Source organism: Oceanobacillus kimchii X50 (assembly GCF_000340475.1).
In the GTDB taxonomy this organism is placed as follows: Bacteria; Bacillota; Bacilli; order Bacillales; family Amphibacillaceae; genus Oceanobacillus; species Oceanobacillus kimchii.
On record NZ_CM001792.1, the window covers coordinates 3,121,723 to 3,144,214 of the forward strand.

Sequence of the window (22,492 nt, forward strand, 5' to 3'; positions counted from 1 at the left end):
ATTAACCAACAAAATCAAGGTTTGCAAATCCGTCTTTAATCATCAGTTCTCTAGGCAGGTTTGCAAAGGTCTTACAACCATTCTCTGTTACATAGAATGATTCACTAATTTCAAAACTATCCCCTTCCGACCAAATCGCTGGTATTAAGTGAAAGGTCATATTTGGTACAAGAATCGTTTTATCTCCTGTTCTTATGCTAGCTGTATGCTCACCCCAATCTGGAGGATAATTTAATCCCATCGAATACCCTAATCTCGACTCTTTCGTAACGCCATGTTTTTCTACTGTTTTTCTCCAAACCGTTTCAATTTCTTCACAAGCTACTCCTGGCTGTATAAAGTCTAAGCAAGCATTCAACCCTTCGATGACCACTTCTGATAAGTTCTTCATATTTGTCGATGGCTGACCAATTTGAACAGTTCGAGCTATTGGAGCATGATAGCGCTGATAACATCCTGCCAACTCTAAAATTACTGTTTCACCCTGCTGATATGGTTTATCCGTCCATGTAAGGTGTGGAGTGGAAGTTCGCTCTCCTGCTGGTAGTAAAGGTACGATTGCAGGATAATCTCCCCCAAATTCAGGCGTACCACTTAATTGTTCATGACTTATCTTAGCAGCAACATCACAACCTCTAACCCCGGCATTTACCATTTCTATACCTTCACGTATAGCATGTTCTCCAATGATTCCAGCTTTTTCCATCTTCAAGATTTCTGCTGGTGACTTAATGATACGTACCCAATTTACGATAAGTGAACCATCCAAAAATGTTGCATTTGATAGACCTTTATTCAATTGTTGAAAACATTTTGCTGAAAAATAATAGCTATCCATCTCTACACCAATATTACGTTTATCTTGACCTATCTGAGTTAAAATTTCTGCTACAAAGTCCATTGGGTGCCTCGTTTGAGAATGAACATAGGTATCTGGATAAGGAATAATATTTTCATGAAACAGCCATGTCGTTACCTTTGCCGCATTTGCATCTGCTGTTCTTCCTATCCAAATCGGTTGCTCCTCATCATCCATCAGTACCAACATTTGATCGACATAGAATGACCAGCCATCGAACCCTGTTAAATAATTCATATTTGCCGGGTCTGTAATAAGTAGCACTTCTATTCCTTTTTCAGCCATTTTTGCTTTCGTGCGCTTCATCCTATCCATGTACTCCGCAACTTCTACATTCATGTCAAACACCACCTTTTAATTTTGTTTGTTAATTCATTATATTTTCTAAATATTTAAAATGATATTCACCATTTTGTATGAAAGTTTCTAGAAGTTTGTAGTCAGTTTGGAAAATAAGCACTAGTGATTTGTTGGGAGGGAGGAGAAAATATATCTTGGCGGTTGGATTTTTGTGTTTTTGTACTAACGCTAAATTGGATAGGAAATCAACGATTGTATGAATAACTGGTTCAGTTGAAAATCGTTAAATATGGTAAAGTAAAACATCATTCAGCTAAGCTATTACTGCCGGTTAAATGTGGATAAAAAAGGAACAGCTGTTTAGCAGCTGCTCCCATCGTATTTTCTCGTTAATGAATATTTTGGTTTACTATTTCTTGAATTGTTTCTTGTACAGTGGAGCTATCTGAGTTTGTTACCGTAAATCTTACGTAAGATTCATCTTGATCCATCGCTTCTGCGAATAAACCAGATAATCCTCTTGCTTTTCTATCAATCTGCATAAGAATTTCAACCTGATCTTCACTTGGTAAGAAGATTAACTCAATCTCATCTAATAAGCCTTTATATTGTCCACTTCTAGGTTTGAATTCAAATTCTTGTACGAACGGAAGTTTTCCAAACGAACGATGTACTTCTTTCGATTCTACTTCAATAAGCTTAAAACCAAGTGAATCAACAGCTTTTAGTACTGCATTGACTAGTTGCGATGGATTCACTTGAATATAATCAATGTCACCAGGGTCAACTGCTTTTTTAATATCTAATCCTGTATCAATCCAAACATTTTTATCTCTTATTGTTAATGGAGTTTGAGGAGATAAAATAAACGAAAATGGTATCTCCTTAGACTCTCCTGGTTGAATCGTAAATGATTCTGCTATTTTAAATTTATCCATGATAACGTTGACGTTAAATCTTTTATCATCACTTTCTTTTACATACTTGGTATTCACTGACAAATAAATTTGATCGACTTCTTGCTCCACTTTTCCTCCTGTAACTAATATCTTTCCTCTTACAGTTTCTCCAGCCATATAACTTTGCTTATCCAGTTGCGCATCTATTTTCGTATTTCCAATTCCAATACTAGATAACATTTTGTTAAACATAATCATTTCCCCTTTTTATATTTCAATTCATTCCATTATTCTTTGAAACGATTTTACAACGATATCGAAAATGGAATCTACTTCATCTCTTCTTACGTTCATTTAGTCTACGTATACCGAATCAACGATGGTTCTAGTAAATCTTTCCCCTGCTTTCGTTAATCCGTTTATTTCAATTGTAATATTATACACGCTATTCTTATTTTCCAATGACAACTCCTCTGCTAAAATGGATTTGCCTGTTGTTCTATATGTTTTTGTATTATCCGTCCCAGATTCAGTTATATGATACGTAGCTTGTAATGTATTTTCCTGAACCGTTTCTGAATTCACTTTCAAATGATAAGTAGGCTTTTGATTTGCATTGAATTCTACATTACTATTGTGAATTATTTTTTCCGTTGTTTTATAATCCACCATCAATACGAATGCATCCTGTTGATAAGAAGTAAGTTCTAACTTCCAATCTCCTGCTTTCGGAAATTCTATAAAGGTCATATGACTAATGGATCCTGCAAATATTCCTTCTTTATTATCTGTCGTTGTCACATTTGGATTTATTTCTTTCCCGTCTGGATCTATGAGTTTTAAGTTAGATAATTGATTAGAAGTCATTAAATGCAGAGCAAGTTCATCGACATCATTTTCAACGGAAATAGTAGTAGTAGCTTTTTTCTTACCTACTAACGGCCCACCGGAAATCCATTGATTATTGCTATTAGAAGTTAATTCGGCACTTTTTGTAGGTGTAACTAAACTATCTACTGTTTCGTTACCCATTAAATAATTTTCAAATGTAGCGAAACTTTCACCAGTTCGTATCGAAGTATGATTCCAATTTTCCACTGCTAGTTGATTTCCCTCTGGAAGACTACTACTTTCACTCGTAACTACTCCATCATTGGACCCGAACTGTGATAAGTACATACCTCCAAACCATGTAGAGGAAAATATAGACCCCCACCCCGTTCCTCCTAATGTGTAATAATTGTTGTGATATGCGAACGGTTTATTATCCATTTCAGAACGAAAATTTTCCATATATCCCATTTGCATCGCGTATGTTCCATCCCCTTGTGCACCAAGTAGGTCCGCTAACCAACCTGCAGGAGAACTGTACGCTAAGTCAGCAAGTTGTGAGCCATGATGAGGACTAGATAATGTAATAACATTGTCTACGTATTGCCATGCATCATAATACGTTAATGCGGTCTGCGTATCGACCCCGCCTTTACTATAGGCAACCACAGTCACAGGCCGATCAAAATGCATAGAGATTTCTCTTATTTTTCCCGCGAGTAATTCACCATTATCCCACATTGTAGCGGAAGCTCCTCCGGCGTCATACAATTGGACAAAAGCAGTTTGATATCCTGCATCAAGCACGGTTTGGTACATATCGTTATCTTCCCAGAAAATCTGTGCGACATTATTAAGTCCTGGCACAAATAAAATAACGGGTGCATTCGGAATCGGATTTGACGGTGTTGATCCAGCGTACCACTCTCCAGGAGTCTCTTCGTTTCCATTACCTACTTTCCCTGATATAGCGCTTTCATTCGATTCACCTACTAATATAGGGGAATCAACTTCTGAAGCTGAAACACTACAAACCGCCGCAAACGTGAAGACGAAAAACAAAACAAGAAAAACAACTTTTTTCAAGATTAGTTGCATAATTTCCTCCTCATTCGTTTTTTACTTCACAGAATATGTATGCCGAAATGTCTTGTCTGATGAAGATAAACATAGATTTAGAAAATTAGCTTCTCATTTTACGGTTAATGAGTTTATTTTGGGGAGTAAGAAGCATTTATATCTTCATTTCCAATTCTCCATGTTTTCAAGCATAGCTCCAATAGAAATAGATGATCCGAATTATTTAAAGAGAGCCCCGTTAAGGATTCAATTTTGCGTAAACGATACAGCAATGACTGCCGATGCAAATGTAATGACCTAGCAGTTTGGCTAACATTTCCACGATATTGATGAAATGCTGTAAATGTTCCAATCAAATCCATTTGGCGTTCCGCTTCATAGTTAATCAAAGGTGTTATCGTATTTTTCATCATTTCCCACATATCGTCAAATTCATAGAGGTTTAGTAAAATTCGATCGAGACCTGTTTGATCATACCAAGTACGTCGCTTGTCTTTGCGATAACCAATTTTTAGTGCCGTACGTGCTTGTTGATAACTAATATGGTAATCAGAGAATTGCTTAACTCTTTTTCCTAATCCCCATACCATCTCAATTTCTGGCAGGAGATTCTGTAGGCGACGATCAATCATGTCTAAAAAATCAGTTGCATACTCATGGTCAGTTTGATGCTCCACTTGCAGATAAATAAGAAATACGTCTTCATTTCGAGTTAACAACCATTGACGTTCGAGTGTTGTTGCCGCGTAAATAATCTCTTCTTCTATATATCTGTGCATGCTTTTCTTCCATGAATCAAATGTATGTGTCTCTTGGATTCTTCTCTCAAACATCCGCTCCATATTTTCCGCAAAACCTACAATACAAACATATTCATGATACAACTCATACCCTAGTAATCCAGCACGTGATGCAGCTTCTTCATGTGATTGAAAATACCCTTTCGCTAATTCATCAACAAAATCGCTGCGGAGACGAATTTTTGTTTCTTCTATGGCATTTCTTTTCGATAACCAAAGGGCAATTGTGGTAGCTGCATGCTCAATAATATGAATTCGATTCGTTGTTAAAAAGGTTTCTGTTACTTCATCTTCTGGAAGCATTACAAAAAGATACCCTTGCGGCTCACCAGAAACTTGTAGAATCGGTATTTGTAGAAGCGATTGTTTTCCTTCTATAAGATCAAACTTTTGAATAAGGGGATCATTATTACTTTGAACAGTCTGTTGGCGAGGAATCTTGCCATTTACTACTTTCTGCTTCCATTGTTGTTGAACCTTTTCATTATAAAGATCTTTGTCAAACAGATTTCCAAAACGATCCGATAAAAAAACTGCTGCTTCCATCTCATCTTGAATAAAGGTAAGAATATCATTTAAATCTCGTTCTGCCAGAATTAGATTTAACAACTCTTGTTGAATGCGTTCAGATCGCTTTCGATCTTGACTCTCTGCATCGGTTAATTGCATCATAACCGTCTCTACGATATTGGCAAACCGAATTTCCCACGGCAAAACAATAATAACAAAATCGTTTTCCTCGGCCATTGCCATGACTTCTTTTGGGATATCATAAATAAATCTCCCAAGCGCTATCATAAGTGCAGCAGCTTTTGATTCAATTACATCTTTTACAAATTTAATAAACTGTTCGGGATCATCCTTACAGCCAATTGCCGTCGTTAATACAATTTCATTTTTTCGAACAAAATTCTCTACAGGTAATTCAATCACAGAAATCCATTGAACTTTTTTCTTACCTATTAGTGACTCACTTGTCACTACCTCAGCATCCATTAACAAATCTTCACAAAGAACATCTTCTACTGTTAATCCCATTGGCTGACACTCCTCCCTATTTAGAAATAGAAAAGATTCTACCTAATCGAAATATGCTTTTTTCATATTTTAACAAAATAAAGAAAGATTGAGGAGTTATTTTTGGATTAGTTTGAAATTTCAAGTTATGAATTTTTCTAATTAAAATAATAAATCCATTATAAAGGCAGCTTCTTTATTGTAAATTTGATACATAAAAACCATTAATATAATTACTCCAAATAAGCGGTGGTCTGGTAAAATCTGTTCATCTATTTTAAAAATCGTTTTCCCTGTCAATTTCGGAGGACGAATAACCGCTACTTTTTGTTTATTCACTTTAAAAATAATATCCTCTTTCCAATCTTCTTCTATATAAATATCTTCACTTTCGATTACACCCGTCACACAAAAATAAAGGAGATTATCTCCAAGCTTATCTTTTAAAGTGTATGTTTGGTCACCATGAATTACTCCATACGACGGTTGGATAACATTCTTCCAATTTCTTTTTTTAATGCCTACAATCGTAGAACTTCCTTCCACTGGTTTAAAATCAAACACATTATTTCGTTCATATCCTTCTTTTCGAATACCGGTAATCTCACCAACAACTTCTTCATTTTCATCAACAAGATGTATTGCCTTTTTCGAAAAGAATTTCTCAGTTAATGTATACTGTATCATAAAATTATTTCCTTTCTAATAAGTTATCCTTTATCTTACTACGAAATATTGATTATTTAGATTCATTTTCTAGCAAATCTACTTAAAATATGTAGTTTTGGGAAAGGAATTAGTAGGGGGAAAGCGAAGAGGAGACGACGTTGGACAATTATCACTGTTATGAGTGTCCAGATTTTCGCTTTCCTTCTAATTTTGGGCACTCATTACCTTTATGAGTGTCCAGATTCTCGCTTCCCTTCTAAATTTGGGCACTCATCATCTTTATGAGTGTCCAGATTTTCGCTTTCCTTCTAATTTTGGGCACTCATCACCTTTATGAGTGTCCAGATTCTCGCTTCCCTTCTGATTTTGGGCACTCATCAGCTTTGTGAGTGACCAGATTTTCGCTTTCCTTCTAATTTTGGGCACTCATCACCTTTATGAGTGACCAGATTTTCGTTTTCCTTCTGATTTTGGGCACTCATTACCTTTATGAGTGACCAGATTCTCGCTTTCCTTCTGATTTTGGGCACTCATCACCTTTATGAGTGTCCAGATTTTCGTTTCCTTCTGATTTTGGGCACTCATCAGCTTTGCAATTATATATTACAAGAGGATTGACTAACCACACTTAGTTATTGAACTTTTATCTTACCTTGTCATACTACCTGAGCCAATTCCGGGAACATAAATACACTTTATCTTACCTTATCAACCTATACGATCCAACTCTGGGAACATAAATACAGGCAAGCTTCCAAATGCAAGTCGTACAAATGTCTTTTCTTAAATTATAGCAATCTACAAAATTATGTAACACAGATAATAACAGGGATTTTAAATTGTCCCCAAGCCGCCCTTGAATATTGAAGAACTAGTGTCATACCGCAAATCCCAATATAGTAATATGTCGTACCATTTAAAAAGCATGCATTTCAATTAAAATTAAGAATGCATGCTTATGGTCTATGATTTATTTTATTCAGCTTTATATATAATATCAATGATATGTTGCCATGTTTCCTTTTTTAATACTTCGGTTGGCGATCCATCCCCAATAACTCCATAACCAACCATGAGCCCAATCACGAGAGCGGCAACACATAAAATAGAAATTACTATAATTCGAAGCCAGATTGGAAATACACGAATTCTTGGAAACTTTGCATTTCGTTTCTCTTCTTTTTGTAATTTCTTTTGCTTTTTGCGTGTGTCACGATTGTTCTGAGCCGCTTGTGCCTCACTGCTAGTAGCAGCTTTTTCATTCTCTGCACGGCGTGTTTGTTTTTTTTCGGTTTCATTGGTAGACATGATTGTTTCTCCTAACTCAAATACAAATCAACATATTCACAAATTACGTTTCTTAGTTTACGCAGAATTACATCGAACTGCAAGAGATGCGATGTGGAATTACGAGCGAATTTGATTGACTAGACCCATCATTTGATCACCCATAGTGATTGTACGTGAATTAAATTGATACAATCGTTGTGTCATTAATAAATCTGACATTTCCTTTGAGATATCTACATTTGATTGTTCCAATGCCTTGGATTGTAATATCGCAGTTTGCGGATTCGTTTCTTGAATTATCTCTTCTGCATTAAACCCTAGTGCTTCTAAATTGGGTAATTGAAATAAATTCTGACCGGTTGATTCTAATAGACGTGGGCGAATTGCTTCAACGATCGTTAGCTGATCTTCTATTGTTTGTTGACCATTGCGTTCAACGAGCAATTGACCATATTCATTTATTTCTATGGAATCAAAACCATCTTGAATTGAAATTGGTCCGTTATTACCTATAACCGGATTACCATCCGATGTCGTCAACATCATTTGACCATTCTCCATTGGACTAAGATAGAATGATCCATCACGTGTATAGCGCGTTCCAACCTGTCCATTTTCGGTTACTTCAACCTGGAATAATAGATTCTCACTTGTTAATGCGACATCAAGATCTCGATTCGTTTCTCGAATAGCCCCTTGATTCAGATTCATATTCGTCGAACCTAACCTTGCTCCTGAACCAACGCGAATACCTTCTGGCGTAAGACGCCCTTGAGCATTAGCCGGGTCAGTTAAATTATTCACTTGTTGTGTAAGTAGAGATGAAAATTCAGCTTGTCTACTTTTATAGCCTGTAGTCTGGCTGTTTGCCATATTATTACCAATTAAATCGAGCTTGTTCTGCAATTGATTCATCGTTACTGCAGCCTGTATCATCATTTGCGACATCGTTTAAATCCCTCCAGAACTTTATCCAAGACGACCAACTTCATTTACTGCTTTTCCTAAGCTTTCATCATATGCACGTAAGACACGTTGATTTGTTTCAAACAGTCGGTACGCATTCATCATATCTGCCATTGTTTGCATCGTATTCACATTCGATTGTTCTAAAGCACCTTGTTGTAAAGAAAATGTTGCAGCTGCTGGTACATCTACTGATTCTCCTGCAAATAAATCATTTCCTTCTTTTACAAGTTCATTCGAATTTTCCACATAGCGAATACCTAAGGGGAATGCACCATCTTCTGTCTGTACAAAACCTTCTGGTGTTACAACATAATCTAAACCATTTGTCTGAATTGGGCTACCTGCTTCGTCAAGAACATAATTTCCTTGATTGGTTACAAGAAAACCTTCTCCATCAACAGTAAAATTTCCGTTACGAGTGAGCCTTTCTTCTCCATTTTCGTTTTGAACAGAAAAGAAAAGAAATCCATTTTCGTCAGGAACCTGTCCTTGAATAATTGCTACATCTGTAGGTAATCCAGTCTCCTGAACATCACCTTGTGCGAAGTTAGGTACCGTTTCTTGAACGTAAACCCCCGTATTAATCGGACCAATTGTCTGACTTACCGGGAAGTTAACTCCACCTTGTGTTGTTGGAATCTGTTTACTTGAGCCTGTCTGCTGCAATAATAGTTCTGGAAAAGCTCGGATAGTTGTTTGATCTGCTTTATATCCAGGAGTGTTCGCATTTGCTACATTATTTGATAATGATTCTTGCTGCCGCTGTTGTGTAATCATGCCACTAGCAGCTGTATATAAACCTCTTAACATGGTATTCTCTCCCGTCAATTTAGAAAGTACATGCTTACTGATACTACTTCTAATTTCGGTATGAACGGTCGAAACGTTTAGCTAATATTTCGTTTTTCTACTTTGTCGATATTCTCTAACATAATACCTGTACCCTTAGCCACACAATCCATTGGATCTTCAGCGATAAATACAGGAACTTTTAATTCTTCTGCTAGCAATTGATCAATTCCATGAAGTAATGCTCCGCCTCCAGTCAAGATAACTCCTCTGTCAATAATATCAGCAGATAGTTCTGGTGGCGTGCGTTCTAATACTGATTTTGCAGCTTGAACAATTAACGATACGGATTCGCTTAAAGCTGTTTGAATTTCTTCAGATCCAATAGAGATCGTTCTTGGTAGGCCCGATACCATGTCTCTTCCGCGAATATCCATTGATTCTTTGCGAGAACCTTTAAAGACTGTAGCAACATTTATTTTAATTTCTTCTGCTGTACGTTCTCCAATTAGTAACTTGTATTTTTTCTTAATGTATTGCATGATCTCTATATCAAACTTATCTCCGGCCATTTTAATTGATTCAGAAGTAACGATGCCTCCCATCGAAAGGACTGCCACATCTGTCGTACCTCCACCAATATCCACAACCATATTACCGCTTGGTTGATATATTTCCATACCTGCACCGATTGCAGCTACTTTTGGCTCTTCTTCTAAGTAAACTTTTTTACCGCCTGATTTCTCAGCAGCTTCCTTGATAGCTTTTTGCTCAACTTTTGTAATATTCGTTGGGCAACAAATAAGCATTCTAGGTTTAGATAGGACACCTTTGACATTGATTTTATTTATAAAATGCTTTAGCATAGCTTCTGTTACATCAAAGTCTGCGATTACTCCATCTTTTAATGGGCGAAGCGCTTCGATATTTCCTGGTGTACGTCCAACCATTCTTCTCGCGTCTTCACCAACTTCAAGTACTTTACCAGAATTGCGGTCCATCGCTACGACAGATGGTTCATTTAGAACAATTCCTTTACCTTTTACATGAATCAATACATTGGCAGTACCAAGGTCGATTCCAATATCTCTGGAAAACATGAATCAAAATCCTCCTAGCGTTACAATCTTGCACCGTCCGAAGACATAATGCTACTATTATAATATTTTACCACAAAAATCCACAATTAACTGCACATTCGTAAATTTTTTGTCTAAAAAGTAGGAAATAGGATGTGCTAAGCATAAAAGAAAAACAGTAGGTTGACCTAGATAAAGTCATTTGTCCTACTGTTTATGAATGAAATTGGATCTTATGGATTAGTTTTTGTACGCACTCCTTTCTTAAGTAAATCAACCTATCCTGCTGGCTTCTTCTCTGTCTCTAATGGCTTCCCATCAATTTTGTATTTTTGTCTAGTGGCCTCACCCCCACGCAGGTGTCGGATTGCTTTATGATATTCAAGTATTTCTTTCACTTGAATCGCTAGCTCGGGATTGATTTCTGGTAATCGTTCGGTAAGGTCTTTATGAACCGTACTTTTCGAAACACCAAATTCTTTTGCAATGGTTCTTACGGTTTTTCTTGTTTCTACAACATGTCTTCCTATTCTGATTGTTCTCTCTTTGATGTAATCATGCACACCGTTCGCCTCCCTAAGTTGTAATTCCGAGGTGTAATTTGAGACAGGGTGTTATACGTTGCTATGTTTGTCTAAATAGAAAATTATGCTAAATAGACCGGATATGTAGCTGCTAGAAAAATAAAAAGTAGGCCAGTGTTCCTTGTGGAGCAAGAAGTAGACAACGCAAGCTCTCACCTCAGAAAGTTCGATTGCATGGTTTGTAACATTTTATTACTTAAGGCAGATGTTTATGATTAATTTTTAACAATTCAGAATATGGACAGGATGTTTTTTATGTTTTGCTAACTATTGACATAGTTCTTTAAAAAAACCAGAGCATTATTTAAAATTAATTATTTTCCCAAATAAAGCAAATAAAGGTACTGTCAGTGGCTTCTTCTTTTTTGATTAATATAACAAAAAAACCAAATTATCACCGGCTTTGCACCAGATTATAATTTGGTTTTTAGTAATCTTATCTTAACTTTATCGGACACTTACGGAAAGCAACCCTCTTACTTCGCCTATTTTGTCAACCCTTCTTGATGTGGTAGGTTTACTAACCGTGAGATAAGTCGAGTGCCTCCAATGGTAATCGACTATAGAAAAAATCATTATTGTCTAAAATAAACTCATTATAGGATTGAATTAATATATCTTTATCTTGTTTCGCTAAACCTAAATAGTATCGTTGTAAGGGTGTTTTAATATTGACGGATTCTAAAAGTTTCAATGCTTTATCATAGTCGCCTTTCGCAACTTCAAGATGGGCTTGTTCCGCTTTATCGATAGATTGTACCTTATCAACTTCTTTAAATTTACCTGAAAGGAACGGGATAAAATTATTTTCAATTCGATGCTCGTACAATGTAATATTATATTTCCGGGAAATTTGTTGTGCTTTCTTTAAATGATACATACCTTTTTCATATGCATCAAAAGTATAGGATAAACCAAGATGACTATGGATGGTAGCCTCTAGTAGGATACTTTCATTAATATTTAACGCTTTATATGCATATTTTCTTGCAATAATCAACTCATTTCTTGCCATGTGAAAAACAATATGAAATCGATAAATACGTACCTTAAAAAAGTTGACTAAAATGCGTTCTTTAACCTCGTCCAAGTGTGTTTCATATGTAGCGATAAGATCTCCAAGTCGTCTATATTCTTGTTTATAGTAATAACAAGTTTCTCTTATTAGCTTAATTAATAATATAATTTCAGATTCCTTGATAGTGTATCTCGTTTTGAAATAGTCTAAGTAGTGAAGAGTTTTATCAGGAGATGTGCGTTGGCTAAATAAATCCAGCATAAGTCTATACGTATTGCCCCATAGCCTATTGGAAGGATTGATCGATTCACGATTTTTCTCGATTAGCTGATCTAACTCACGAAAATATCCATTCATGTAGAGATATTCCATTCCTGTCTTCTGAATTTCGCTCGATGGGCTATTTATACAAATCGCTTTCATTATATCCCTTGCAACAGTTAAATCATATTCATGGTAAACTCTTGATGCAATGTCGGTCAACGAGTCTTCCGTATGAGATTCCATCAAATTCGTGAGGAACAATTTTCTTCATCCTTTTCCTTTTTAGGGAAAATTCCCTCTTTTTTAAAAACAATACTATCTTACCACAAATTATTATAAATAAATTAATATATCGTTCGACAATTTACGCATATTCATTGATACGTAGGGATAAAGTATGAAAGTTAATACCGATTACAATCAAAAATACCTCACAACGCTTCCACTATCTAGATTATCCTGCATTCTTAGCGGTCATAAAGAAAGAGCCTGATAGAAATCAGGCTCTCATCTATTATTCTTCGATGTTTTCTTCTGTTTCTGGCTCTTCATCTGTATTTGATTCAGAATCAGAATCTTCTTCTACATCTTCTTCTACAGGTTGTTCCCCAGCGTTATCTTCTTGTTCCACATCATTAGACGATTCTTCACTTGCTTCATCTGTTTCGCCTTCTTCGGTAACTGCAGAATCTTCTTCTACATTTGCAAGACTACTAACTGGTTGATTAAAGTAACTTTCTGGATTTAATTCCGTACCAGATTTACGGATTTCAAAATGGACATGTGTTCCATTATCTTTTCCAAAAATGTTCTTTCCAGCTGTACCTAGCTTGTCTCCTTGAGTAAGCTTGTCTCCTGCTGATACAGAAACTTCTTCAAGACTAGCATAATACGTTTTTATATCTTCATCATGTGCTAGTACAACGACATTACCTAACAATGGATCTTCTTTTACTTCTTCTACAGTACCACTGATCGCTGCAAGTACTTCAAATGTCTCTGCATTTGCTGCTGCAATATCTACACCAGTACTTTGATAGTATCGATTATTATATAGTACTAGTGCGTTTTGACGATCTTCTTGATCTGCGTCGTAGTCAAAAAATTTAGTTACGATTTCTGCTTCATCTACATTTGCTACTGGCATTGCGATTACTTCTTGCTGATCTAATACTGGTTCTGCATCTTCATCATTCATTACTGGTGTGTAATGATCTTCGGCAGATTTGTCATCCGCTGTATCAGAATCAATATTTTGATACCAGACTACGGCGGTTAATAAAACTGCTGCAATGGTTAAATACAGTGCTGGGAAAAACCATTTCTTACGGAAAATTTGGCGCCATTTATTTTTTGGCCCTTTGAATTCCTCATTCATTTTTCATCACCTCTGCAACCATTGTGAGCAGAAAAATCAAAATATATACATACAGAGCAAAAAAATTTAAAATTTTGTGGATGATTTAGTCAATTTCGGGAAAAGTAAATGGTTACATCCCCGGTTATTCCATCTTTTAAAGAGTTTTATAGTTTAGGATATGATAAAGCAAAATTCCGAGTTGTTGTTTGAATGTATTTTATATTCTTGCCGAATTAAACAGGAAAAAACCCTCATTTTATCTTGAAACGAGGGTCGGTGCTGTATCGTCAACAGAATTTATTTCAACATCCTTATAATAATAATGGATGATATCTTCATATGATTTTCCTTCTTTTGCCATTCCATTGGCACCGTATTGACTCATCCCGATACCATGGCCAAAACCTTCTGTCGTAAATACTAAATGATTATTCTTTTGTTCTACTGTAAAATCACTTGATAGGAGTTCTAAGTTTTCGCGAACTTCTCTACCTGAAATTGTCTTTCCAGCTATAACTAAGTCTTTGACCCTTCCACTGTCTGTTCGAGTTATTTCCATGGGCACTGTTTGATTTCCAGATAAGTCTATTTCCAGAGCACTGGAAACCTCTTCAAGTGTAAACATTGATTGACTCGTGTATTTTGGAGATTCTTCTTTATCCCAAGGACTTTCCACACTTCTTAAGTAGGATACTTCTGTTTCCCAATAATCTTCCGAGTTCTCGGTATATCCATTACTCGTTGAGAAAAAGGCTGCAGTGATAGGAGCATCGTTATGCGTAATGATTTGCCCCTTAGTTTCTTTTACCGCATTATTGATTTTATTCATATTTTCTTCATAATTTTCTTTCCACAAGTCCTTTAATTCATCTTGGCTCTTATAGACTTGATGGTTAACTGTGTCAGTTAAATCATATGGATTATTGTCTTCCCCATGTAGTAGTAGATTCACTGTAAATGTTCTTGCGGCTACAGCCTGAGCTTTTAAGGCTTCTAATTCAAATTCAGCAGACATTTCAGATGCGACTACTCCCGCAACATATTCTTCCAAAGGGACATCCTCAACGGTCTCCTTCTTGTCTCGCATTACTGCTACAGAAAAAGGAGAACCACCTACATCGACAACTTCCTGTTCAGTATCTTGGGACGCTGCTTGATTCTCTTTAGCTTGTGAATATGTTCCACTATTATCTTTGGAGAGATTGACTACAATAGCTGGTACAACCAGTATAAACATCATCAGAATTCCAAAAAAACTGATCATCGTTAATCTCCATGGAACAGGTGATTTATTTTGGAAATACCGGGATTTTCGATTACGGAAAGGCACAATTTTTTTAAGCCCTGGTTCTTGATGACTGGCATATGGTTGCTTTTTTTGTTTGAGCATCATTATTTTCTTTTGGATAGATGGTTTTCTTCTTTTTATATACTTTTTTTGCACAGCCTTCCTCCTTTGCCATTAAGGTTTGATGCTAATCTAGCATCCCTACTAATAAATCTATACAGTCACTCGAAAAAATAGACCTTAAATTTAGCGAAGAAGAAAAACTTCATTTTTTTGTAACATTGATATGTTTGGTATATTCACTTTTTACAAAAATATGCCCTTCTCTAAAAATAAATTAACATATTATCAACTGTTCTCTCTTTAAAGGAGAAGGCGTAAAAAAGCTAGCTCCGTTCAAAATACGAACAGTACTAGCATCTCAGTAATTTAACGAATCGCCCCTTCTTTCAACTGTGGTCCGGTATGAGGACTGTTTTCTTTTGACTTATCATACAGATGACAGGCAACATAATGGCCTTCTTCTGCCTCTTGCCACACAGGACGATCTTTCGCACAAACTTCCATCGCCATCGGACAACGTGTACGAAACACACAACCACTTGGAGGATGAATCGGACTAGGTAGCTCACCTTCCAATATAATTCGTTCCCGCTGATCTTCAATATCCGGATCGGGAATAGGAATCGCTGATAACAACGCCTTCGTATAAGGATGTAAAGGATTATCATACAAATGTTCACTTTGGGTTTCTTCTACCATGTTTCCTAAATACATTACACCAATTCGATCTGAAAACTGCTTTACCATCGATAAATCGTGGGCAATAAATAGAAAAGTTAACCCTTTCTCTTGTTGTAATCGCTTCATAAGGTTAACTACCTGTGCTTGTACTGAAACATCCAGTGCTGAAATCGGTTCATCTGCAATAATAAATTCTGGATCTAAAGCAAGGGCTCGAGCTATACCAATCCGTTGACGCTGACCACCACTAAATTCATGAGGATAACGATTAGCATGATCCTTATTCAAGCCTACCTCTTCCAACAGTTCATGAACGCGTTTCAACCTCTCTTTTTTATTTGAATACAGACCATGTACTTCCATTGGTTCAGATATAATCTCTTTAATCGTAGAACGTGGATTTAAGGATGCATATGGATCCTGAAAAATCATTTGCATTTTTCGATAAAAAGAAAAACGATCTTTTTCACTTAGTTCATGTACATTCTCAAGATCAAATATTACTTCTCCATCTGTCTTGTCATATAGACCAAGAATGGTTCGACCAATTGTAGATTTTCCGCATCCTGATTCCCCTACCAACCCATAAGTCTCTCCACGTTTTACATGAAAAGAGATATCATCAACTGCTTTCAATATACTTCCTTTACCGACTTGAAAATACTTCTTTAAGTTACGAACGTCTAAAATATAATCTTGCATTCTCATCCCTCCTAATCACCAGTATCTTCGTGCTGCACATAATTCTTTTTCATATTTGGTTCCCGCTAATGGAGTGATTTCGATCCCTTTACCTGTTTGTGGTGAATGTAACATTTCATCGTTTCCTTTATATATTCCTACATGATGGATACTTCCTTTTCCTTCTTCATAGGCAAAAAATAATAAATCTCCAGATTGTAATTCATTAAACGGTACTTCTTTTCCACCAGCAGCTTGATCACTCGCATCCCTAGCAATCCAATATCCATTCGCTTTATGAGTCGCATAAGCTAACCCAGAACAATCGTAACCAAAAGCGCTCATTCCTCCCCAGAAATAATCTAAACGTAAAAATGGGATTCCGGTTCGAACGATGTCCTCTCCAGTACGTGTAGGGACTCCTTCTCTTGTAGAAAAAATAAGTACATCTCCTCTAGCTAAATATTGAACACCATGTGGAGTCTGAACTTGTACACGACCTTGTTCTTCCGTTACCAAGGGAAGAATGGTTGCAAAACTAATTTCAATCGTTTGTCTCCCATCTTGGGTTTCTAACCAGCTCTTGTTTTTGTTAACCATCACCATCGATTCGCTTACCCAATCTGACTTTGTTGTCATAGTTAATTGTTGCTTGGGAATCCACCCAGGATATCCTCTTATATCCTTTTTAGAAGCTTGAAATGGTAATACTACTTCAGCCCAATCGTCTAATTCATTAATTACAATTACCGGTTCACCATATAATGCTTGTGTTTGAACTCTATTTTCATTACATAGAGCTAATCGTTCATCATAGGAAAGTTTCTCGTACCATTTATTTATATTCGTTGGGTTCGTTCGTCCGTCTTTATCTATATCCCTTACAGACTGTGGATTTGTCCATACCGTCGCCACTTGTACATCGGTAACCCAAAAATCTTCAGTTAATTGATCAAACGTTTGATTCATTTAACTCCTTCCCCCATTCCGAATTATTTCATTCTGTTTTTTTCAAAAACGTGGAACGAATTCCACTGATTCCTAATCCATAATTCTTACTAAATGAAAGATGACTACCCTTATAATTCACTCCACCATGAACCAAATCTCCTGATAGCATTAATGGGGAATCAAAATCAAATTTTGTAACAACTGGATGGCTTGCAGCAAAATGAGCAGCCGCACTAATTCCTAGTTTCGTTTCTATCATGCTACCTACCATACATTCTATTCCATAGCTTTGCGCTAAAGTTGCTATTTTTCTAGCTTGATGGATTCCACCAGACTTCATTAACTTAATATTAATAAGATCTGCTGCCTTATTTTCTAATACTTGTCTCGCATCATAGATAGAAAATACTGATTCATCCGCCATAATTGGAGTTTCTGTTCGTTCGGTTATATATCTTAATCCTTCAATGTCTCTCGCTGCCACTGGTTGTTCTACAAGTTCAATATTTAGTTGCAAGTCTTCCATCTTCTGAATTACCTGTACAGCTTCTTTTGGCTTCCAACCTTGATTCGCATCGAGTCGAATACGAACTTCATTGCCAACTGCTCGACGAATCGCTTTGATTCGCTCCATATCTGTTTCAATTTGATCTTTACCAACCTTTATCTTCAATATCGAGAATCCATTTAGTTTATATTGGTTAGCATCTCTTACCATTTCTTCTACAGTATTTACACTGACGGTATAATCTGTTTCAATTTCCGATTGGTAACCTCCTAAATATTGATAAAGGGGTAATTTTGCATATTGTGCTAATAAATCAAAAACGGCCATATCGACAGCAGCTTTGGCACTCGTATTTCCAATCATGCACGCTTGCAGTTGTTCAAAAATACGTTCATAAGCAGACAGTGATGTACCTAGTAAAAGTGGTTTAATCACCTGATTAATAGCATATTCGATACTTGCCAGACTGTCCCCAGTTATTACATGAGTCGGAGGAGCTTCTCCCCATCCTATATAACCATCTTCACTTGTTAGTTTGACGATGATAGATTCAGCTACCGTTACAGTACGTAATGCTGTCTTAAACGGGGTGTGTAATGGCACTGACCCAATAAAGGTTTCTAGATTTGTAATCTTCATGTTTTCTCCCCTCTATCTGACACCAGAATCAATAGTTAAAGATTTGCTTTCTGAAGATAACTCCGCCACAACACCTAACGGCAGTGAAAAATGAGGAAAACAATGCCCAATTTTGAACCCTCCGATTACAGGTTTTCTGAGTGGTCGAAAATAATCTTCAAATACATCTGTTAAAGAAAGACTTGGTTGAACGGTTGGTTCCGCATCCGCAAAGTCTCCCACTATAATTCCAGCTGCATCTTCTAACTTTCCAGCTAGTCGTAACTGATTAAGCATGCTATCCACGCGGTAAGGTTCTTCTCCTATATCTTCTATTAATAATAGTTTATTTTTTGTATCAATCTCATAAGAGGTTCCCATTGAACTGACTAATAATGATAGATTCCCACCAACAACTTCTCCTTTTGCGGTACCGTTTGTATACACATAAAGCGGAGACACTTTCTCTGAATAAATTAGTTCAGTAGGTTCAAATAATTGTTTAAATAATTGGCCAGAGAATCGATCAAAATCTGCTTTTACAATATCCGATGCGGCCATTGGTCCATGAAATGTAACCAGCCCCGTAGCTTGACGAATAGCCGTATGTAAATAGGTAATATCACTATAACCCCAAATAATTTTGGGGTTATTTCCAATTAAATTCATATCTAAGTGATCTACGATACGAGCGGATCCATATCCACCCCGCGCGAAAAAAATAGCTTTAATACTTCTATCTGCAATCATCTCATGAAAATCTTCCAGTCGCTGTTCGTCACCAGCAGATAAATAACCTCTTTCGTCATAAAGGTAATTACCTATGTGCACGCGAAGACCTAGCTGCTCAAAAAATGATAAAGATTTATTTACCTTTTCTCGGTCAGGCGGTCCTGCCGGGGCAACTATTCCAATTTTATCTCCTTCTTTAAGCCGATTAGGAAGTATCATGAAAAAATCCCTCTTTCTTATGTATTCATGAACAAAGGCGAAATTGCCCATATATCCGCGTACCAACTGCGGTATTTATGTAAATATTAAGAAATATATGTGCTTATCCAGCGGCAGCTGGTGAGCCTCCGATTGCTATGCAACCCGGGGACTCACCTATGCCTCACTCCCGCAGGAATCCTGCAAAAATTAACTCCAATATATCTTTATTCTTCTTGTATTTTGTCTCTGCGTATTTTCTAGTATGATTACTCTGTTACGTCAGCATATTTCAAATCAAAATAACCAACTGGATGACGTAGAATTCCTTCCACATGATCCGCTTCTAGAACTACTGTATTATAGTAACGAATTGGCATTGCAACCATTTCTTCTGCAAGCAATCTCTCCGCTTCATATAAATATTCGTAGCGTTGTTCTTCATCTGTTTCTGTTTTTCCTTTTTCAATTAATTCATCGTACTCATCATTCGACCAACCAGTACGGTTCATATAAGAATCCGTAATAAAGCTCTCTAGGAAGTTTACCGGGTCATTGTAATCATTAATAAAAGAACTACGTGATAGTTGTAACTCTAGGTTTTGCTGCGCTTCAGCAAATACGTTCCATTCTTGGTTTTCTAATGTTACTTCGACACCAAGATTTTCACTTAACATATTTTGAATCGATTCCGCAACAGCTTTATTCGTGTCACTTGTGTTATAAGACAAAACAATGCTTGGAAGTTCACTATAGCCTTCTTCTTCCATTCCTTGCTCTAAAAATTCTTTCGCTGTATCTGGATCAAACTCTACTAAGTTTCCATTTTCATCACGGAAATCTCCACCATCTGGAGTAGTAAATCCAGGAGATACAAAACCATAAGCTGGCTCTACACCATTTTTCACGACATAGGTAGCAATATCTTCACGATTAATGGCATATGCAAATGCCTTACGAATATTTTTATTTTGGAATGGTTCTTCTGTAATGTTAAAACGGAAGAATTCTAATCCGCCATAATCACCAATAAATACATTATCTCCATCAATTAATTCATCTGACATTTCTGGAGGGATACTTGCTGTATCGAGCTCTCCTGTTTCAAACATTTGATATTGTGTATTCGTATCATTTACCATTGCAAAATGGATCTTATCTAAATTAACAGCATCTGCATCCCAATACTCTGTATTTTTGGCAAATACCATTTCACTATCATGATCCCATGATTCCAATAAAAATGGACCGTTTGCCACAAATGAGTCTGCTTCCGCATGCCACTCAGCATTTTCTTCTGCCACTTTATGATTTACTGGGAAAAATGCTGGATTTGTTAACACATCTAGGAAAAACCCAGTCGGTGCTTCCAATACTACTTCTAGCGTTTTTTCATCCACAGCAGTAATCTTGACATCATCTGCTGATCCTTCACCATTATTAAATGCTTCTGCTCCTTCAATAAAGTATGCTAAAAATGCAGCAGAGGATGCATTCTCCGGATCCAGCATATATTTCCACGCATACACAAAGTCTTCTGCAACTACTGGATCTCCATTCGACCAGTTTGCATCTTCACGTAAATGGAATGTGTAAGTTAATCCGTCTTCTGATATGTCCCAGTTCTCCGCTACGCCTGGACCGGCAACATGGTCTTGATCTAACCTAGTTAGACCTTCCATTAAGTTGTTTAACGGATCCCAAGAAACTTGATCAAACCCAATCGATGGATCGAGTGAAGTCGGTTCTACGCCGTTATTCAAACGAAGAACTTTTTCTCCAGCAGCTTCTTCATCTTGACCTTTTTCTTCTTCTGTTTCCCCTGCATCAGCATCATCTGGCTCACCTGCATCTTCATTTGCAGTACATGCTGCTAATACAAATACCGTTAACAAAGCCAACAAAATCAACAGTAACTTTTTGTTCTTCATACCATTTCCCCCTTTTTTAATACTGGAAAGAACTTTCAGCTAATAGCTGTTGTGCCCGTTCATCTTGGAGCCAACAATCCACGTTATGTGATGGCGTTAACTCTGTCTGAACTGGATAAACTTTATCACACACCTCCATTGCAAACGGACACCTTGCTGCAAAAGGGCATCCCTGTGGAGGTGAGAATAAATCAGGTGGTGTACCATCAATTGGTGTTAATTGATCTTCCTTTATGTCCAATCGAGGTACAGAATTTAACAAACCTTTTGTATATGGATGTTGCGGTTGATAAAATATTTCACGTTTTGTACCAGATTCGATAATTTTTCCTGCATACATTACTGCAATTCGATCTGCTATTTTAGCAACTACGCCTAAATCATGTGTGATTAAAATAATGGAAACACCCATCTTTTCCTGTATCTTTTCAAACAACTCTAGTATTTGTGCTTGAATCGTGACATCAAGTGCTGTCGTTGGTTCATCAGCTATAAGTAGATCTGGCTCACAAATTAAGGCAATTGCAATAACAATACGTTGTCGCATTCCTCCACTAAATTGATGTGGATACTGTTTCAGGCGCTCTTCTGGACTCGGTATTCCAACCAATTCCATCATTTCAATCGCTTTTGCTTTCGCTTCTTTTCCCGAAATACCTTTATGTTCTTTTAAACCTTCCATTAGTTGTGTACCAATGGTAAGTGTTGGATTTAATGCTGTCATCGGATCTTGAAAAATCATCGAAATATCTACACCACGAATCGATCGCATCTGTTTCTCTCGGAATTGAATTAAGTCTTTTCCTTTAAAATAAATATTCCCTTTGGTAATTTTCCCTGGCGGGTTAGGGATCAGTCGCATGATTGCGTTTGACGTAACACTTTTTCCACATCCAGATTCTCCCACTATTGCTAGTGTTTCTCCTTTATTTAAATAAAATTTTACTCCACGAACCGCCTGGACAGAACCACCATAGGTTGTAAACGTTACATGAAGATCTTTTACTTCGAGTATTTTTTCCAAATGGTTCAC

Annotated in this window: 19 protein-coding genes; all 19 read right to left on the reverse strand. The window is 36.8% G+C overall.

Going from position 1 to position 22,492, the window contains the following annotated elements:
* Position 1 precedes the first annotated feature (1 nt).
* Complete coding sequence (locus C794_RS15980; protein ID WP_017798170.1) at positions 2–1,198, reverse strand: M24 family metallopeptidase; 1,197 nt, start codon at positions 1,196–1,198, stop codon at positions 2–4.
* Positions 1,199–1,548: 350 nt separating this feature from the next.
* Complete coding sequence (locus C794_RS15985) at positions 1,549–2,310, reverse strand: sporulation protein (protein WP_017798171.1); 762 nt, start codon at positions 2,308–2,310, stop codon at positions 1,549–1,551.
* Positions 2,311–2,412: 102 nt separating this feature from the next.
* Positions 2,413–3,987 (reverse strand): esterase/lipase family protein, encoded by a 1,575-nt coding sequence (locus C794_RS15990; protein WP_017798172.1) that lies wholly within the window; start codon positions 3,985–3,987, stop codon positions 2,413–2,415.
* A gap of 113 nt (positions 3,988–4,100) precedes the next feature.
* Positions 4,101–5,807, reverse strand: coding sequence for a PucR family transcriptional regulator (locus C794_RS15995; RefSeq protein WP_017798173.1), 1,707 nt, complete (start codon positions 5,805–5,807; stop codon positions 4,101–4,103).
* Between the two features lie 141 nt (positions 5,808–5,948).
* Positions 5,949–6,473 carry a hypothetical protein gene (locus C794_RS16000; protein WP_017798174.1) on the reverse strand — a complete coding sequence of 175 codons (525 nt, stop codon included), beginning with the start codon at positions 6,471–6,473 and terminating at the stop codon, positions 5,949–5,951.
* Positions 6,474–7,430: 957 nt separating this feature from the next.
* Entirely contained in the window at positions 7,431–7,763 is a 333-nt protein-coding gene (locus C794_RS16005; protein WP_017798175.1) for a DNA-directed RNA polymerase subunit beta, read from the reverse strand.
* Between the two features lie 99 nt (positions 7,764–7,862).
* Entirely contained in the window at positions 7,863–8,693 is an 831-nt protein-coding gene (locus C794_RS16010; protein ID WP_017798176.1) for a flagellar hook-basal body protein, read from the reverse strand.
* A gap of 21 nt (positions 8,694–8,714) precedes the next feature.
* Entirely contained in the window at positions 8,715–9,524 is an 810-nt protein-coding gene (locus C794_RS16015) for a flagellar hook-basal body protein (RefSeq protein WP_017798177.1), read from the reverse strand.
* Positions 9,525–9,601: 77 nt separating this feature from the next.
* Positions 9,602–10,603 carry a rod shape-determining protein gene (gene mreB, locus C794_RS16020; RefSeq protein WP_017798178.1) on the reverse strand — a complete coding sequence of 334 codons (1,002 nt, stop codon included), beginning with the start codon at positions 10,601–10,603 and terminating at the stop codon, positions 9,602–9,604.
* Positions 10,604–10,860: 257 nt separating this feature from the next.
* A complete protein-coding gene (gene spoIIID / locus C794_RS16025; RefSeq protein WP_011067356.1) occupies positions 10,861–11,145 on the reverse strand; it encodes a sporulation transcriptional regulator SpoIIID in 285 nt (94 codons plus the stop codon).
* Between the two features lie 541 nt (positions 11,146–11,686).
* Complete coding sequence (locus C794_RS16030) at positions 11,687–12,709, reverse strand: AimR family lysis-lysogeny pheromone receptor (RefSeq protein ID WP_017798179.1); 1,023 nt, start codon at positions 12,707–12,709, stop codon at positions 11,687–11,689.
* Between the two features lie 253 nt (positions 12,710–12,962).
* Complete coding sequence (locus tag C794_RS16035) at positions 12,963–13,826, reverse strand: stage II sporulation protein SpoIIQ (protein ID WP_017798180.1); 864 nt, start codon at positions 13,824–13,826, stop codon at positions 12,963–12,965.
* Between the two features lie 238 nt (positions 13,827–14,064).
* The gene (gene spoIID, locus C794_RS16040) at positions 14,065–15,252 is read right to left on the reverse strand and encodes a stage II sporulation protein D (RefSeq protein ID WP_017798181.1); all 1,188 of its coding nucleotides are present in this window, start codon (positions 15,250–15,252) and stop codon (positions 14,065–14,067) included.
* Positions 15,253–15,525: 273 nt separating this feature from the next.
* Positions 15,526–16,542: an ABC transporter ATP-binding protein gene (locus C794_RS16045; RefSeq protein ID WP_017798182.1), complete on the reverse strand. Its 1,017-nt coding sequence runs from the start codon at positions 16,540–16,542 to the stop codon at positions 15,526–15,528.
* Positions 16,543–16,557: 15 nt separating this feature from the next.
* Positions 16,558–17,490 (reverse strand): C40 family peptidase, encoded by a 933-nt coding sequence (locus tag C794_RS16050; RefSeq protein ID WP_017798183.1) that lies wholly within the window; start codon positions 17,488–17,490, stop codon positions 16,558–16,560.
* 28 nt (positions 17,491–17,518) lie between these two features.
* On the reverse strand, positions 17,519–18,619 hold the full coding sequence (locus C794_RS16055; protein WP_017798184.1) for a dipeptide epimerase: 1,101 nt from the start codon (positions 18,617–18,619) through the stop codon (positions 17,519–17,521).
* A 12-nt stretch (positions 18,620–18,631) separates the two neighbouring features.
* Positions 18,632–19,549: a S66 peptidase family protein gene (locus C794_RS16060; RefSeq protein WP_017798185.1), complete on the reverse strand. Its 918-nt coding sequence runs from the start codon at positions 19,547–19,549 to the stop codon at positions 18,632–18,634.
* Between the two features lie 248 nt (positions 19,550–19,797).
* Positions 19,798–21,459 carry a peptide ABC transporter substrate-binding protein gene (locus C794_RS16065; RefSeq protein WP_017798186.1) on the reverse strand — a complete coding sequence of 554 codons (1,662 nt, stop codon included), beginning with the start codon at positions 21,457–21,459 and terminating at the stop codon, positions 19,798–19,800.
* Positions 21,460–21,475: 16 nt separating this feature from the next.
* Entirely contained in the window at positions 21,476–22,483 is a 1,008-nt protein-coding gene (locus C794_RS16070) for an ABC transporter ATP-binding protein (protein WP_017798187.1), read from the reverse strand.
* Between the last annotated feature and the right edge of the window lie 9 nt (positions 22,484–22,492).

Coding starts and splice junctions, on each gene's coding strand:
- C794_RS16045 (WP_017798182.1), bottom strand. CDS start 16,542: ATGCAAGATTATATTTTAGACGTTCGTAACTTAAAGAAGTATTTTCAA.
- C794_RS16065 (WP_017798186.1), bottom strand. CDS start 21,459: ATGAAGAACAAAAAGTTACTGTTGATTTTGTTGGCTTTGTTAACGGTA.
- C794_RS16035 (WP_017798180.1), bottom strand. CDS start 13,826: ATGAATGAGGAATTCAAAGGGCCAAAAAATAAATGGCGCCAAATTTTC.
- C794_RS16015 (WP_017798177.1), bottom strand. CDS start 9,524: ATGTTAAGAGGTTTATATACAGCTGCTAGTGGCATGATTACACAACAG.
- C794_RS16000 (WP_017798174.1), bottom strand. CDS start 6,473: ATGATACAGTATACATTAACTGAGAAATTCTTTTCGAAAAAGGCAATA.
- C794_RS16050 (WP_017798183.1), bottom strand. CDS start 17,490: ATGAATCAAACGTTTGATCAATTAACTGAAGATTTTTGGGTTACCGAT.
- C794_RS16060 (WP_017798185.1), bottom strand. CDS start 19,549: ATGATACTTCCTAATCGGCTTAAAGAAGGAGATAAAATTGGAATAGTT.
- C794_RS15990 (WP_017798172.1), bottom strand. CDS start 3,987: ATGCAACTAATCTTGAAAAAAGTTGTTTTTCTTGTTTTGTTTTTCGTC.
- C794_RS15980 (WP_017798170.1), bottom strand. CDS start 1,198: ATGAATGTAGAAGTTGCGGAGTACATGGATAGGATGAAGCGCACGAAA.
- C794_RS16005 (WP_017798175.1), bottom strand. CDS start 7,763: ATGTCTACCAATGAAACCGAAAAAAAACAAACACGCCGTGCAGAGAAT.
- C794_RS15995 (WP_017798173.1), bottom strand. CDS start 5,807: ATGGGATTAACAGTAGAAGATGTTCTTTGTGAAGATTTGTTAATGGAT.
- C794_RS16055 (WP_017798184.1), bottom strand. CDS start 18,619: ATGAAGATTACAAATCTAGAAACCTTTATTGGGTCAGTGCCATTACAC.
- C794_RS16010 (WP_017798176.1), bottom strand. CDS start 8,693: ATGTCGCAAATGATGATACAGGCTGCAGTAACGATGAATCAATTGCAG.
- C794_RS15985 (WP_017798171.1), bottom strand. CDS start 2,310: ATGTTTAACAAAATGTTATCTAGTATTGGAATTGGAAATACGAAAATA.
- mreB (WP_017798178.1), bottom strand. CDS start 10,603: ATGTTTTCCAGAGATATTGGAATCGACCTTGGTACTGCCAATGTATTG.